This is a genomic window from Bdellovibrio sp. HCB209, from assembly GCF_047306065.1.
GTDB lineage: Bacteria > Bdellovibrionota > Bdellovibrionia > Bdellovibrionales > Bdellovibrionaceae > Bdellovibrio.
The window spans coordinates 955,889-968,538 of record NZ_CP178618.1; the positions used below are offsets into that span (position 1 = coordinate 955,889).

At 44.5% G+C, this 12,650-nt stretch carries 16 protein-coding genes; 12 read left to right on the top strand and 4 right to left on the bottom strand.

What is annotated here, in order from left to right; translation table 11 throughout:
- Window positions 1-35 precede the first annotated feature (35 nt).
- The 4 genes from ACLVWP_RS04650 to ACLVWP_RS04665 form a co-directional block, all read right to left on the bottom strand.
- Window positions 36-1,751, bottom strand: coding sequence for an ABC transporter ATP-binding protein (locus ACLVWP_RS04650; protein ID WP_413560377.1), 1,716 nt, complete (start codon window positions 1,749-1,751; stop codon window positions 36-38).
- Window positions 1,741-2,010, bottom strand: coding sequence for a hypothetical protein (locus tag ACLVWP_RS04655; RefSeq protein ID WP_413560378.1), 270 nt, complete (start codon window positions 2,008-2,010; stop codon window positions 1,741-1,743). The genes ACLVWP_RS04650 and ACLVWP_RS04655 overlap by 11 nt, the downstream gene beginning before the upstream one ends.
- 129 nt (window positions 2,011-2,139) lie before the next feature.
- Window positions 2,140-3,150, bottom strand: a complete 1,011-nt coding sequence (locus ACLVWP_RS04660; protein WP_413560379.1) for a hypothetical protein — start codon at window positions 3,148-3,150, stop codon at window positions 2,140-2,142.
- 126 nt (window positions 3,151-3,276) lie between these two features.
- Complete coding sequence (locus ACLVWP_RS04665; RefSeq protein WP_413560380.1) at window positions 3,277-3,765, bottom strand: hypothetical protein; 489 nt, start codon at window positions 3,763-3,765, stop codon at window positions 3,277-3,279.
- A gap of 150 nt (window positions 3,766-3,915) precedes the next feature.
- On the opposite strand from ACLVWP_RS04665, the gene ACLVWP_RS04670 reads away from it, so the two are divergent.
- The 12 genes from ACLVWP_RS04670 to ACLVWP_RS04725 all read left to right on the top strand — a co-directional run bounded on the left by ACLVWP_RS04670 (window position 3,916) and on the right by ACLVWP_RS04725 (window position 12,596).
- Window positions 3,916-5,163, top strand: a complete 1,248-nt coding sequence (locus ACLVWP_RS04670; RefSeq protein ID WP_413560381.1) for a hypothetical protein — start codon at window positions 3,916-3,918, stop codon at window positions 5,161-5,163.
- Between the two features lie 64 nt (window positions 5,164-5,227).
- Window positions 5,228-5,617 (top strand): NINE protein, encoded by a 390-nt coding sequence (locus tag ACLVWP_RS04675; RefSeq protein WP_413560382.1) that lies wholly within the window; start codon window positions 5,228-5,230, stop codon window positions 5,615-5,617.
- 74 nt (window positions 5,618-5,691) lie between these two features.
- Complete coding sequence (locus ACLVWP_RS04680) at window positions 5,692-6,942, top strand: glycoside hydrolase family 113 (RefSeq protein WP_413560383.1); 1,251 nt, start codon at window positions 5,692-5,694, stop codon at window positions 6,940-6,942.
- 15 nt (window positions 6,943-6,957) lie between these two features.
- Window positions 6,958-7,485, top strand: a complete 528-nt coding sequence (locus tag ACLVWP_RS04685; protein ID WP_413560384.1) for a hypothetical protein — start codon at window positions 6,958-6,960, stop codon at window positions 7,483-7,485.
- Between the two features lie 12 nt (window positions 7,486-7,497).
- The gene (locus ACLVWP_RS04690) at window positions 7,498-7,878 is read left to right on the top strand and encodes a hypothetical protein (protein WP_413560385.1); all 381 of its coding nucleotides are present in this window, start codon (window positions 7,498-7,500) and stop codon (window positions 7,876-7,878) included.
- Between the two features lie 122 nt (window positions 7,879-8,000).
- Window positions 8,001-8,348 (top strand): DUF805 domain-containing protein, encoded by a 348-nt coding sequence (locus ACLVWP_RS04695; RefSeq protein ID WP_413561562.1) that lies wholly within the window; start codon window positions 8,001-8,003, stop codon window positions 8,346-8,348.
- A 24-nt stretch (window positions 8,349-8,372) separates the two neighbouring features.
- Window positions 8,373-8,792: a DUF1398 domain-containing protein gene (locus tag ACLVWP_RS04700; RefSeq protein WP_413560386.1), complete on the top strand. Its 420-nt coding sequence runs from the start codon at window positions 8,373-8,375 to the stop codon at window positions 8,790-8,792.
- Window positions 8,793-8,902: 110 nt separating this feature from the next.
- Window positions 8,903-9,790 carry a heme/hemin ABC transporter substrate-binding protein gene (locus ACLVWP_RS04705; RefSeq protein ID WP_413560387.1) on the top strand — a complete coding sequence of 296 codons (888 nt, stop codon included), beginning with the start codon at window positions 8,903-8,905 and terminating at the stop codon, window positions 9,788-9,790.
- Between the two features lie 6 nt (window positions 9,791-9,796).
- On the top strand, window positions 9,797-10,828 hold the full coding sequence (locus ACLVWP_RS04710) for a FecCD family ABC transporter permease (RefSeq protein ID WP_413560388.1): 1,032 nt from the start codon (window positions 9,797-9,799) through the stop codon (window positions 10,826-10,828).
- Window positions 10,828-11,607, top strand: a complete 780-nt coding sequence (locus tag ACLVWP_RS04715; protein WP_413560389.1) for a heme ABC transporter ATP-binding protein — start codon at window positions 10,828-10,830, stop codon at window positions 11,605-11,607. Before ACLVWP_RS04710 ends, ACLVWP_RS04715 begins: the two co-directional genes overlap by 1 nt.
- 109 nt (window positions 11,608-11,716) lie before the next feature.
- Entirely contained in the window at window positions 11,717-11,989 is a 273-nt protein-coding gene (locus ACLVWP_RS04720; RefSeq protein ID WP_413561563.1) for a helix-turn-helix domain-containing protein, read from the top strand.
- 91 nt (window positions 11,990-12,080) lie between these two features.
- A complete protein-coding gene (locus ACLVWP_RS04725; RefSeq protein WP_413560390.1) occupies window positions 12,081-12,596 on the top strand; it encodes a hypothetical protein in 516 nt (171 codons plus the stop codon).
- Window positions 12,597-12,650 lie beyond the last annotated feature (54 nt).

Below are 12,650 nucleotides of genomic sequence, written 5' to 3' on the forward strand. Positions count from 1 at the left end.
AAAAAGGGAGCTCAGAGGCTCCCTTTTTTGTGGAATTAAAGATCTTTCGGAATGCCTTTTGGAATCGCTCCCAAAAGCTTCTGAGTGTAGGCGTGCTGAGGATTGTGATAAATCTCTTCAGCAGTGTTCATTTCAACGATCTTACCACCGTACATAACTGCCACGTCGTCAGAGATGAATTTCACTACTGACAAGTCATGGGAAATGAAGATGTAAGTCAAATTGAACTCTTCTTGAAGATCCAACAACAAGTTCAAGATTTGAGCTTGGATAGAAACGTCAAGAGCGGATACAGACTCGTCACACACGATGAAATCAGGCTTAACCATCAAGGCACGTGCGATAGAGATACGTTGTCTTTGACCACCAGAGAACTCATGCGGATAGCGATTCATCATCGCTGGGCTCAAGCCCACCTTTTTCAAGATCTCAGCAGCCAATTCGCGGCGCTCAGAGTAGTTCTTGTAAAGGTTGTGGATTTCCATTGGCTCGATCAAGATTGAACCAATAGTCATACGTGGATTCAAAGAAGCATATGGATCTTGGAATACGATCTGCATTTTTTTACGGATCGGAAGCATTTGCTTCGCAGACATCTTAGTGATGTCTTGACCGTCATAAACGATCTGACCTGCAGTCGACTCAACCAGGCGCATAAGTGTGCGACCCAAAGTCGTCTTACCGCAACCAGACTCTCCCACAAGACCCAAAGTTTTACCTTTAGTAACCTTGAAGCTCACACCATCAACGGCTTTTGTGTAGCCTTGAACGCGACCCAATAGGCCACCAGTGTGAGGGAAGTGAGTTTGAAGATCTTTAACTTCAAGAAGAATTTTATCAGAACCTTCAGACTTTGCTGGAGTGCCCATTGGCTCTCTTGCAGTTTTAGAAGGACCAGAAAGCTCTTCACCATTTGGACCCATGAAATCGCTCAATACAGGCAAGCGATCTGTGTGTGTACCCAAAGAAGGACGGCAAGCTAGCAAACCTTTTGTGTAAGGATGCTTAGGCGCTGTGAAAAGAGCTTTTGAAGTGTTCTTTTCAACGATGTCGCCTTTATTCATAACGATCACTTCATCAGCGATGTCAGCGATCACACCCAAGTCATGGGTGATGAATAGCAAGCTCATGTTTGTGCTTTTTTGAATATCAGCCAAAAGATCCAAGATTTGTTTTTGGATTGTTACGTCCAAAGCCGTTGTCGGCTCGTCACAAATCAAAACATCTGGATTACAAGCGATCGCCATAGCGATCATGATTCTTTGGCGCTGACCACCTGAGAATTTATGAGGGTAGAAGTACAGGCGCTCCTCAGGATGTGGAATGCCCACTTGTCTCAAAAGATCCAAACCTTTTGCCAAGGCTGCTTCTTTGGACATTTTTTGGTGAAGCATCAAAGTTTCAGTGATTTGGTCTGCAACTGTAAGAACCGGATTCAAGCTCGTCATTGGTTCTTGGAAGATCATGGAAATACGCGCACCACGGATTTCTTGCATTCTTTTGTCAGAAGCTTTTACTAGATCTTCGCCTTCGAAAAGGATTTCGCCGGAAGTGATTTTACCGGGATGACCGATCAACTGCATGATCGCTAAAGAAGTGATACTTTTTCCAGAACCCGATTCGCCGACAAGACCAACTGTCTTACCTTTAGGGATGTTAAAGGAGATGCCTTTAACTGCCTCAACGATACCGTCTTCCGTTTTAAACTGAACAGCGAGGTTTTTAACCTCAAGGATATTGTTATTGTTCATTCTTTTTTCTTCCCGGGTACATTATCACATTATCTGCCAACGTCGAATCTGAGGTATTTACAGCCTCGGACCCTTCTTTGTCACGATGTTCTAAAAATATCAAATAGCTAGCTAATCGATAGCACAAATCATGGGCTGCGTAACTAGATAATTGCACCTGGGTAGGCCCAAAACCGATCTTAATGATGTCATTTTCGTCGCTATCGAAAAAAATATCATCTGTGCTCGAATAAAAGGCACGTCTGTCCTTAGATTCCATGGTTCCCCCTTGGCCCCTTAAAATAAGTTAAAATATGAGGCGGGGAGGAAGAAAACGTCAATAAATTGGCGATTCTATGTTGTTTAGTTTTCAGTACGTCTTCAATTGGAATTCAATACCATCAAGGACTTAGAACAGATTAATGTTCGCCATCAGGGCCACATTCGAGCGGTCTGAATGGATGTCTTTCACAGAGAACTGTACGTTCGGGTAAAGGTAAATATCGCGAGTGATCGACACGCCAAGTCCCACGGATTGGAACGGGTCATCGTGAGTAAAGCTGTCGTCATCCTCAAACTTAATAAAATTAGCGTACACAAAGTCGCTTCTAAGCGAGAAGCGTTCCGTTATAGCGTATTGAAGGGAAGGAACCACTCCCAACACATATTCGTGACGTTTTAAAATGCCCATTGTTTGAGCAGCTCTCAGTTTTGGATCAGTGATCTGACCGCTATAAAAAGATTTCATCATGAGGCCGCTGGCACCCACCGTCCAACGAGAAGTTCCTATGTTTTTAGAGACGTGTTGGAAGATAAAGATGTTTCCGAAAGACTTCATCAGGTCCACAGCATCACTGTTGGTGGAGTGCATGTATTTGACCGAAGTCATCATCATCGTATCCCACATCAGATAGCCTTTTTGCCATTCGATAAAAGGAGAGGAAACTTGATAGCGGGATTGAGTTTCGTTGCGATCATTGCGCTCGTCGGATACAGATTTTGAGGGATCGCCATGCAGGGGAGCCACCATCAAAATTCCGGTTCCCATACTGATGCTGTCACTTGGAGACAGGCGATAGTTTACTCCCACATCACCAGTCAGTGCCGACATCGACTCCATGCTGCCATTGTTACGGATGTTCGGAGTGATCTTATGGAAAGGCATTGCAAGGCTTCCGCCCGCGTAGTTCATGCGACTTTTAAAAGACCATTTTGACTTAGATCCCAATGCGGCGCGCAGGCGGGCATCCGTGATCTTGTTATCAATATCATTGGTTGAGTCGCTGGTAGTTGAACCAGCAGGCTTTTCAATTTTAAGCGTCGATTTATTTTGAGTCTCGATTTTTACCGATGAAGATTGAGCTAGCGAATTTGGCGCATAAGCCAATAGCAAACCGATCAACGTTAATGATGTCCCCACAACCACACGTATCCCCTTTTTTAAGCAGGGGTGCGGTATAGAAGACAAAGTTCCTAAGTGTCTATCAGATTTGCTTTATGTTGCGAGAGATTAAACTACAGGTGGCAAAGTACTCAGCGCTGACTTTTACTTTTTTTCGGCGACGTTGAGCATGGAGAAAACTTTTTTCTCCATAAAATCCGGAGCCATGATCTCAGAACACTTAGGACAAGTGAGTTCGGGTAAAGTCACCGTCGCTGGATTTGCAAAGTCAGCGTAGGTGTAGTGTTTGTTTTGCTCTAACAATTCAATTTTTTCAGTGCTGCAAGATTCACATATAAATGGAGCAAAGAAGGATTGGACGCGGGCGCGATTTGGTAAAAAGCCATGCACGATGTTCACTTGATTCACGATAACAAACGGACACTTAATGAGTGTGATCGTCGCTTGGCTTGGAATTTTAAGGGTCCAATTGATCCAGTTTTTTACGCCGATGGAATTGATAAAAGTGACCTTTTCCAAGTTCAAAATAAGTTCTGTCGCGTTTTTAATATTGTAGTCGTAAAGCGCTGTTTTCTCGCTGATCGGCCCTTCGAGAAACATCTCGTAAGAGCTACCTTGAACCTTCACATCCATGTGCCTGTCTCCGTGATGTATCTATTGTGCAACAGCATTTTGACAGGAGCAAAGATTAAGCGATAGTTTGGAGTCAAGATTAGGATACCTCATAACTGTTTTGGACAAATACTTGCTCTTCCTCAAAAAAGCTCGTAAGAAAGCGCCACTATGACTAAGTTTTCATTCTTAATTTCAATTTTTTTCGCGTTTAATGTTTCTGCTGCCGAACTACCTGATTTCTTAAAAAATCCTTTCGCAGCAACAATCACTTCGACTTTGGTAACTCCTGCAAGCAACAGCTCCTTTGTTCGTGGTTCCGTGACGGTTTTGCCTTCACGTCACAACGTTCCTTTGATGGAGAAAGTTGCTCAGTTTAACTACAACTTCCGCCTTCGTTTGGATTCTTCTGCGCCGATGGTTTTCATCGTACCAGGAACGGGCGGTACTGCGGAATCAGCAGGTGCTTTGGTTGTGGCAGAACAGCTTTTCGCCATGGGTTACCATGTTGTGACAGTTGATAATCCATTCTCTTGGAAGTTCGCAGTTGCGGGAAGCAAAAGCGGCTTGCCGGGTTACACACCTCGTGACTCTCAAGATCTGTATTCTGCTCTGATTAAAGTGAAAAAATCTCTAAGTAAGGACTACGGCGTTAAGCCTCGTGAGTTCTCATTGGTGGGATACTCTATCGGTGGTTTGCAAAGCTTGTTCGTTAAAAAGATCGATGACGAGCAGGGAGCATTTAGCTTCTCTAAAGTTCTGGTGATCAATCCTCCGCCTAACTTGCTTCATGCGATCAACAAATTGGACATCTTGGCTGATTTGGACAAAAAGCTTTCTAAAAACCAAAAACAAAACATCTCCTTCAAAGTTTTGCAGGTGACTGATTTGGTTTTGGGTAAAAAAGTTGATTTGAATAATGGCGCTGACGTTGACAGAGTTTTCAAACAAATGAAGTTCAACGACACGGAAATGGCTTACCTTATTGGTCAAAGCTTCCGCGACAGCTTGGGTGATTTGGTTTTCTCTACTCAACAAGTGAACGATCTTGGGATTTTGAAAAGCAAAGTCACTAAGTACAAAAGAAACGCGCGTAACTATGAGTCTCGTGCAGTTCCGTTCGTCGGTTACATGGAAAATTTCTTGTATCCGCAAATCAAAAAATCTCGCGGTGCTGATTTCTCTGTCGAAGATTTGAATAACGAATCCAGCATTTTCCAATTTGCTGATTACATTCGTGCGAATGACAACTTGTTCTTGATCGACAGTGCAGATGACTTGTTCACTAAGCCATCTGACATCGCTTGGATGCAGTCACAATTCGGTGACCGCGCTATGATCCTGCCAATCGGCGGTCACTGCGGTTTCTTCCAGTTGCCGGCATTCAAAGCGCAAGTTAAGCGTATCTTCCAACGTTAGTTTTTAAACTAAATCTAGCTTGTTCCGTCTCCTGCTGTCATGATTGTGATGCAGGAGGCGTCAAGTGGCTCAAGCAACTCACTCTACATTTATTGGTTATGTTCTTTGGATATTCGGTTTTACCGGATCTCATCGATTTTACTATGGTCGACCTATCACGGGGACGATCTGGTTTTTTACTTTGGGCCTTTTGGGTGTAGGTTGGCTGATCGACTTGTTTCTGATTCCTAGCATGACCAAAGATGCCGCCAGAAGTTTTCGCAGTGGAGACAAAGACTATACGGTCGCGTGGATTCTTCTAACCTTCCTTGGCTATTTGGGCTTTCATCGTTTTTATATCGGCAAATGGGTTACGGGCATTATTTGGCTCTGCACCGTGGGTGTATTTGGGTTTGGATACCTCTGGGATTTTTGGACTTTGAACATTCAAGTCTCTGAAGCGAACTCCAAGTAGATTTCGCGCTGGGTTATTTGACGTTTTTTTGACCATATATTGACCGAGTTGCGAGCATTCATTACTTCATAGTCATGAAAGTCCTGTCATACTTAATTCTAAGTTTAGTTTTGCTGCTGCACGGGCAGGCTTTCGCGCAATCCGCTCCTACTGCGGGAATCCACTTGGTTACCTATCAACCGTGGGGTTTTACGGTCGACTCAACATCTCAAGGTGACCGCGTTCGTCGTATCATTGATGAAACTTATCGCTTGGGTTTCCGCACGGTGATCTTTAATTTCCGTGGTCACATGATCGGTGGCACTAGCAGTGACATTCGTTCGACGGTTCCTGCTGCTCAGCAGGCCAACGAGGAACGCTTCTTAATGCAAACAGTGGATTACGCAAAATCCAAGGGCATGAAGGTGGCGTTCCGTCCGATCCTTTTGGTCGTGGGACCTAAGGGGGAGTTTCCGTACACTCAAGGCAAGATCTATTGGTGGCACGGAGTTATCAAACCAAAAAATATCGATACGTGGTTTGATGCTTATTTCAAATTTCATGAACGCTATATGAAGATCGCAGCTCTTGCCGGAGCTGAATGGTATTCCATTGGTGCCGAGATGAATTCAATGACTTCAGGCTTGGGCGAGCGTGAACCTGATTGGCGCTTGGGCTATCCGAAAAAATGGGTCGAATTTATTCATAAAGCTCGCACGATTCTAAATACAGATACAAAAATCATGTACGGCATCAACTACACAGATCAGTACATTGTTGTGAACGGGCAGAAAACTTGGGGCGGAGAGATGGAGCAATGGCGCCATTATCTGACAGCTGATTTCACGAAGCCCGTAAATCAACAGCATCAAAAAGACATGCGCGAGTTGTGGGCGGCTTTGGATGTGGTGGGTATTGATTATTACCGTGCTCTAGCAAGTTCGAACGAAAAATTCTCAAATGACTTTCAATCATTGGTTTCTCAGCTTGAAGGTCGTCCCCAATCCCATGCCTCGCAGATCGATACATTCCTATTAGAAATGGGAATGCTCGACGGAGACATCAAGCCTCTGTATTTCCAAGAGGTTGGATATCGCAGTGTTGAGAAGTGTTTCCTGGACCCGGCGTCTTACGAAGAGCAAGGGGGCAAGGTCAGTCTTCAGCACCAGGCCGCAGCTTGGGAGGCGTTCTTTAGAGCTTACTGGATGCCCCAATGGCCATGGATGACAGGTGTGGGTATGTGGCAAATCTTGGTCGACGAAGACACTAGTCCAGCCGTTGATAAGGGATTTACACCTCTTGGTAAAGATCCACTTGAGTCTGTTCTGAAAAAGCACTTGAATTAAACCTACGGGGGATTCGTGCGCTTATTTAAGGGACTCATCATTTTTGGTGGAGTGTTGATACTTGCTTTGTTCGCATGGTTCTTTCATATCAACGGATCTTTTACTTCTTCTAATCTAAAAACTGAATCTGTGAATTTCGGCAGCTTGAATTCGCAAGAGCGTATGCTCACTCGCGGCTGCATTGGTTTCACCGGCCTTTGCGAAATCCCTTCTGTCGGAATTAAAATCGATGCGAGCTTTAAAGGTTTTAGTTTTTCAAAACCTTCGCCGGGATTTTTAAATATCAGCGGTTGGGGAGACTCCCGCGGCATTCATTGGCAGGAAACCTATTTCGGTTATCGCAAAATCAGAATTATCGCGATCAATGGCAAAGAGCTTGGCAGCTTTAGTCAGCTGCTTTGGAATACCGGCGCTTATGCAGATTTATCACAAGTCCTAGCGGTGGACTTAACTCAGAAGAAACTTTTTGTGGCTGCGGGTAATTTTGGTTTCCTAGGGACGACTGATATTGGTTGGCCTGTAAACCTGATGGATAGATATTAAGAGGGGATGAACGTGAAGTACGCGTGGATTTTTGTCGCATTGGTTGCAGTGGTTGGTTGCAAATCTAAAGAACCATCGGCTCGCTATATCATCAACTCGATTCACAATGCGGATCTTGATAAAAACAAATCCATCTCTCGCAATGAATTCAAAATTTATTTCCAAGGTCGCTATTCGCAATTAGATGCGGGTGATACGGGTAAGGTTCCAGCCGCAAGACTATGCCCCGGAGTTTTCGCTAAACGCATTTGTGAAGGTGCTGATCTAAATAAAGACGGCATCATCACTATCGACGAACTTTACAGCCGTTTAGATGTCGAATTCGCACGAGTCAGTGGTGGTAAGGGCGCAGAACTTTCTTACAAAGAATTCCACCAAGCGTTGCTACCATAGTCTAGGTTCATCGAATTTTTGTTCTATAGATCTCTGTCTCATTCAAAGACTGCGAATGTTTTCTCATGGTTCATTGTAAACAAACAATGATGTTATCCGATAAGAAAACATTCGGAGGCATCATGGAGTGGTACGTTGAGGTTCTAAGTAAGTATGCAGTATTCAGTGGTCGTGCGCGCAGGAAAGAATTCTGGATGTTTTTTCTGGTAAGTTTCTGTGTTGCGATTGCAGTCGGTGTCGCCGAGAAACTTTTTAAAATTCCAAATTTCGGCAATGTCTATCAGTTGGCGGTTTTAGTTCCAAGTATCGCTGTGGGTGCTCGTCGTATGCATGACATCAACAAAAGCGGTTGGTGGCAGTTGGTGCCGATCTATTCATTCTATTTGATGTGCAAAGAGGGCGATCATTTGCCAAATGAATACGGATCAAATCCAAAGGATGACACACCAGACACTCACGTGGCAGCATAAGTATTCATCTTAGCGAGGGAACTTATGAGTCAGTTGGTTAATCAGCTTTTAGAAGCCCAGAAATTTGCTTTTTCTATTCGTCCTAAAGCTGGGGGATTCCCAGTTTTAGCCGAAGTCCTTCGCCAGGCTGGTGTTAAGACAAATCGTTGGGAATTGCCGTCTTGTCAGTCTGTCTACGTGATGGAAGGTGGCAGCGTGGTTCAGCAGGGTACTCCACTGGTATCAGGAGTGTTTGAAGTTCCCAAATTTAATCAAGAAGCTCTCATTTTAGCTTTAAGAAAAGATCAAGCGGGCCAAGGTTCTTTCCCTGAATTTTTAAAATCCTCTTGGGAAGCCGGCGTCGTTGCTTACGATGTAGATTTTGCGGATCGCAAAGTAATTTACTATGGCGTGAATGGCGAGAGCTACACTGAAGAGTATCCACACGTTGAAGTAAAACGGTAATTCATTCATTTTCTCTCTTAGTTTTCAAAGCGTTCAATCGTTTGCCTTAACAAGGTGATTGGCGCTATCTGATCTCGTTGAATTGCAACTGCAAAGAAGCGAGGTATACTGTGAAACTTCAATTACTCCTTATCATTTGTGCATCCATCGTTAGTTTTTCAGCGAGTGCTGCGGTTTTCAAAGGCGCTGATGGCGTTGAAGTGGATATTAAGAGTCCCAAACGAGTTATCGCTCTGAACACATCCACAGTTGAAATTCTTTATGCCTTTAAAAAGCAGGATTTGATTGTTGGTGTCGATGCGGGTTCTAAATTTCCAGAAGGCATTCAAAAAACTAAAACGAACTTAGGTCATCCATATCGTCCAAGCGTAGAGGGTATGATCAGCTTGAAACCTGATTTGATCATTGCTCCTCAAGAAAATATCCCTGCAACAACGGTTGAGCAATTGCGCACAGCTAAAATTCCGGTTTTGATTTTGGAAGACTCTGGAAAAAATGGTGTCGAGGGTTTGAAATCTCGTATCACATTGATGGGTAAAGTTTTTGAATCAGAAAAGGAAGCCACTGCTCTGATTGCTAAGCTTGATAAACAGGCCGCAGATCTTTCAGCAAAAATCAAAAAACACAATAAACATCCAAAGATCTTTTTCCTTTACGCTCACGGCGCTAAAGAAGCCTTTATCTATGGAAAACAAACGGGCAGTCACACGTTGATTGAAGCAGTCGGTGGTAATAACGCTGCGGAATTCACAACGGGCACTAAACCTTTGACTGCAGAAGCGATGGTCCAAGCATCTCCAGATGTGATCATCATGCTGACTCGTGGTTTGACGGCTTTGGGTGGCGTTGATGGTGCATTGAAGCTTCCAGGCGTTGCTTTATCTAAAGCAGGTAAAGAGCGCGCGATCTTTGAAGTGGATGATAGCATTCGCTGGGTCGGCCCTCGCTTCTATGAGTTCGCTGATAAGCTTTATACAGAAATCAACGCGGTTAAGTAGTCGATCATGACTCTTGCTGCTCGAAAAAAGTTATTCTATTTGCTGGCGATCCCATTTTTGGTGATCGCCGTCTTTGCGTCTGTAGGTATTGGTGCTGTTGAAATTGCGCCAATGCAGGTGCTGGCTATTTTAGGTAAGCAAATCGGGATGACTTTGCAGACGACGTACACAGAACAGCAGGAAGCTGTATTGATGGCGATTCGTTTGCCTCGCGTGGTTCTGGGGTTGTTGATTGGTTCAGGTCTTGCGATGTGTGGGGCTGCGATGCAGGGCTTGTTTCGTAATCCTTTGGCAGACCCGGGACTGCTTGGGATTTCTAGCGGAGCTTCATTATTTGTTGCAGGCAGTATTGTTTTACAGATTTCTTTCTTAGGTCTTTATACTTTACCCGTGGTTGCCTTTATTGGCAGTATCACGATGACGTCTTTGATCTATGCTTTGTCTCAACATAACAAAGTCACGAATGTATCGACGATGTTGTTAGCAGGTATTGCGATCAATGCAATTTGCGGATCGGGTACAGGATTATTTACGTTTCTTTCGACGGACGAGCAGCTTCGTACAATTACGTTCTGGCAGCTGGGATCTCTTGGCGGAGCCACGTGGACAGCGGTTACGACGGCAGGTCCTTTTATTTTGATTGCGATTCTTATTTTGCCATTTATGGGAAGTGCTTTGAATGCATTGCTATTAGGTGAAAATAACGCTCGACACTTAGGAATTCCCGTTGAACGCGTTAAATGGATTTTGGTCGCTCTTATTAGTATGGGAGTCGGTGCCGGAGTTGCAGTAGCGGGTATGATTGGCTTTGTCGGATTGGTTGTTCCACATTTTGTTCGTCTGTTCATGGGGCCGAATCATAAGTCGTTGTTGCCAGCTTCTGCTCTTTTGGGGGCAGGGCTCTTGCTTAGTGCGGATCTTTTGTGTCGTACAATGGTTTCTCCACTGGAGCTTCCTATCGGTATTCTAACGTCTTTGCTGGGCGCACCTGTATTCCTATCACTCTTGCTTAAGAGTCGTCGTTCGGGAGGTATCTAGTGAAACCTCTGGTTCAAGTCCAAGATGTCTCTTTTAAAATTCGCGATAAGCATTTGTTGCAGAATATTTCCTTGTCGCTATATCCCGGCGAGCTAGTGGTTATTATTGGTCGTAATGGTGCTGGGAAAAGCACTCTGTTAAAACAACTGACGGGGGAGCTCACTCCCTATGCTGGTAAAATTCAAATCCTGGATAAGGATTTGAATAATCATGATCCGAAGGAATTAGCGCAACGACGTGCGGTGCTCGCTCAAAGCACGCATTTAAGTTTCAATTATCAGGTTTTGGAAGTCGTGATGTTAGGCAGAATCCCTCATCAACGTTTTCAAAAAGAAAGTCATCGCGATCACGAAGTCGCTCTAAGAGCGATTAAAAGTGTTGGACTCGAGGGCTATGAAGAGCGCGACTATCTGACTTTGTCGGGCGGGGAGCAGCAGCGTGTGCACCTCGCGCGTGTTTTGGCTCAGCTTGAAGGTCCCGCTTTGGAAAAGATCTTATTCTTGGATGAACCAACAAGCAGCCTGGATATCGCTCACCAACATCAGGTTTTAAAAATCGCCAAGGAGTTCGCAAAAGGTCAGCATGGGGTTCTCGCCGTTTTGCATGACTTGAATTTGGCTTCTCAGTACGCAGATCGTATCGTGATTTTGTCGGATGGACAGGTTGCGGCGATGGGAGCACCTCGTGAGGTGTTGACTGCAAAAATCCTATCCGAGGCGTTTCATCATCCGGTGCAGATCTTGGAGCATCCAATATTGGGTTGTCCTTTGATCGTTTAAAGTGACTCTGATACTTCTAAAAATCAGATGATAAGCTTCAAATCGTTCTAATTTACACATAGCGCCGGTCGTTTTAAAAGTGTGCCCACTGGAGGCGCTCGTGGAAACGATGGCTCAACGTCTTAAAAGACTGCGTAAAGAAAAAGAACTCTCGGCCCAAGCATTGGCGGAACGTGCAGGAATTCCTGTGACGACCTACCGTGAATGGGAAAACGGTCGCCAGATTCTGGGCGAGCCCTATGAAAAACTTGCCCAGGCCTTGAACGTCAGTTTGTACGAAATTCTGACAGGTAAAACTCCTAAGCTGGCGGATGCCTTTACTAAAATCGAAGAAATCGAGAGTCAGCTTAAATCCCTGCGGAGTCATCTTGGGTCGTTGTAAAAGAACGACCTGTGAGTTTCTTTCGTTAACTAAGAGATTTCTTCTTAAAACGAACTCATCAGATACGAAAAATAAAAATAGGAGATCTAAAATGAAAAAAATGATTTTGTCCCTAGTTATCGCAATGCCCGCTGTTTCTTTCGCTACGACTGTCGATTGCAGCAGTGCTGCCTCTGGTGAAGTAAGAATTTCTGCAGTCGGTAACCGTCTGACTCATCAAGAAGCGGCCGAAGCTGCTTTCAAGTGTTTGTCTCAGCAAAATACTGCAGTAAAAAAAGAAATTCAAAAAGCTCAAGCGAAAGCTAAATCGAACGAACCTTCCTATGCCTCTAGCTGCGGTGGTCTTGGTCAAGCGCAAATCGTGGAAATCGCTTCTTGGAATGCAGGTCGTCCTTCTCACAATGGTGAAATGGGTGGTGAATCAACTCAGCTTGCAATTCAACCGATTATTTGTGATGGCGTCGGCACAGGCCTTTATTCAGGGACGGTAGGCAATGCGACTTTCAAATTGGATGTGCAAGAGAGCCTGGCTAACGTGTTCTCTGACGATAGTTTGCAACAGATCAAAGTTACTCTGACTGGAGTGGCGGGGATTTCTTCCAAATAGTGAGTAAAATCATTAGAAAATATGAAAAGGCAGCGACATCCCGCTGCCTTTTTT

What these genes read in the sequence shown, in the direction of transcription:
- ACLVWP_RS04650 (WP_413560377.1), bottom strand. Translation starts at nt 1,751, where the DNA reads ATGAACAATAACAATATCCTTGAGGTTAAAAACCTCGCTGTTCAGTTT.
- ACLVWP_RS04655 (WP_413560378.1), bottom strand. Translation starts at nt 2,010, where the DNA reads ATGGAATCTAAGGACAGACGTGCCTTTTATTCGAGCACAGATGATATT.
- ACLVWP_RS04665 (WP_413560380.1), bottom strand. Translation starts at nt 3,765, where the DNA reads ATGGATGTGAAGGTTCAAGGTAGCTCTTACGAGATGTTTCTCGAAGGG.
- ACLVWP_RS04670 (WP_413560381.1), top strand. Translation starts at nt 3,916, where the DNA reads ATGACTAAGTTTTCATTCTTAATTTCAATTTTTTTCGCGTTTAATGTT.
- ACLVWP_RS04680 (WP_413560383.1), top strand. Translation starts at nt 5,692, where the DNA reads ATGAAAGTCCTGTCATACTTAATTCTAAGTTTAGTTTTGCTGCTGCAC.
- ACLVWP_RS04695 (WP_413561562.1), top strand. Translation starts at nt 8,001, where the DNA reads ATGGAGTGGTACGTTGAGGTTCTAAGTAAGTATGCAGTATTCAGTGGT.
- ACLVWP_RS04700 (WP_413560386.1), top strand. Translation starts at nt 8,373, where the DNA reads ATGAGTCAGTTGGTTAATCAGCTTTTAGAAGCCCAGAAATTTGCTTTT.
- ACLVWP_RS04710 (WP_413560388.1), top strand. Translation starts at nt 9,797, where the DNA reads ATGACTCTTGCTGCTCGAAAAAAGTTATTCTATTTGCTGGCGATCCCA.
- ACLVWP_RS04720 (WP_413561563.1), top strand. Translation starts at nt 11,717, where the DNA reads ATGGCTCAACGTCTTAAAAGACTGCGTAAAGAAAAAGAACTCTCGGCC.
- ACLVWP_RS04725 (WP_413560390.1), top strand. Translation starts at nt 12,081, where the DNA reads ATGAAAAAAATGATTTTGTCCCTAGTTATCGCAATGCCCGCTGTTTCT.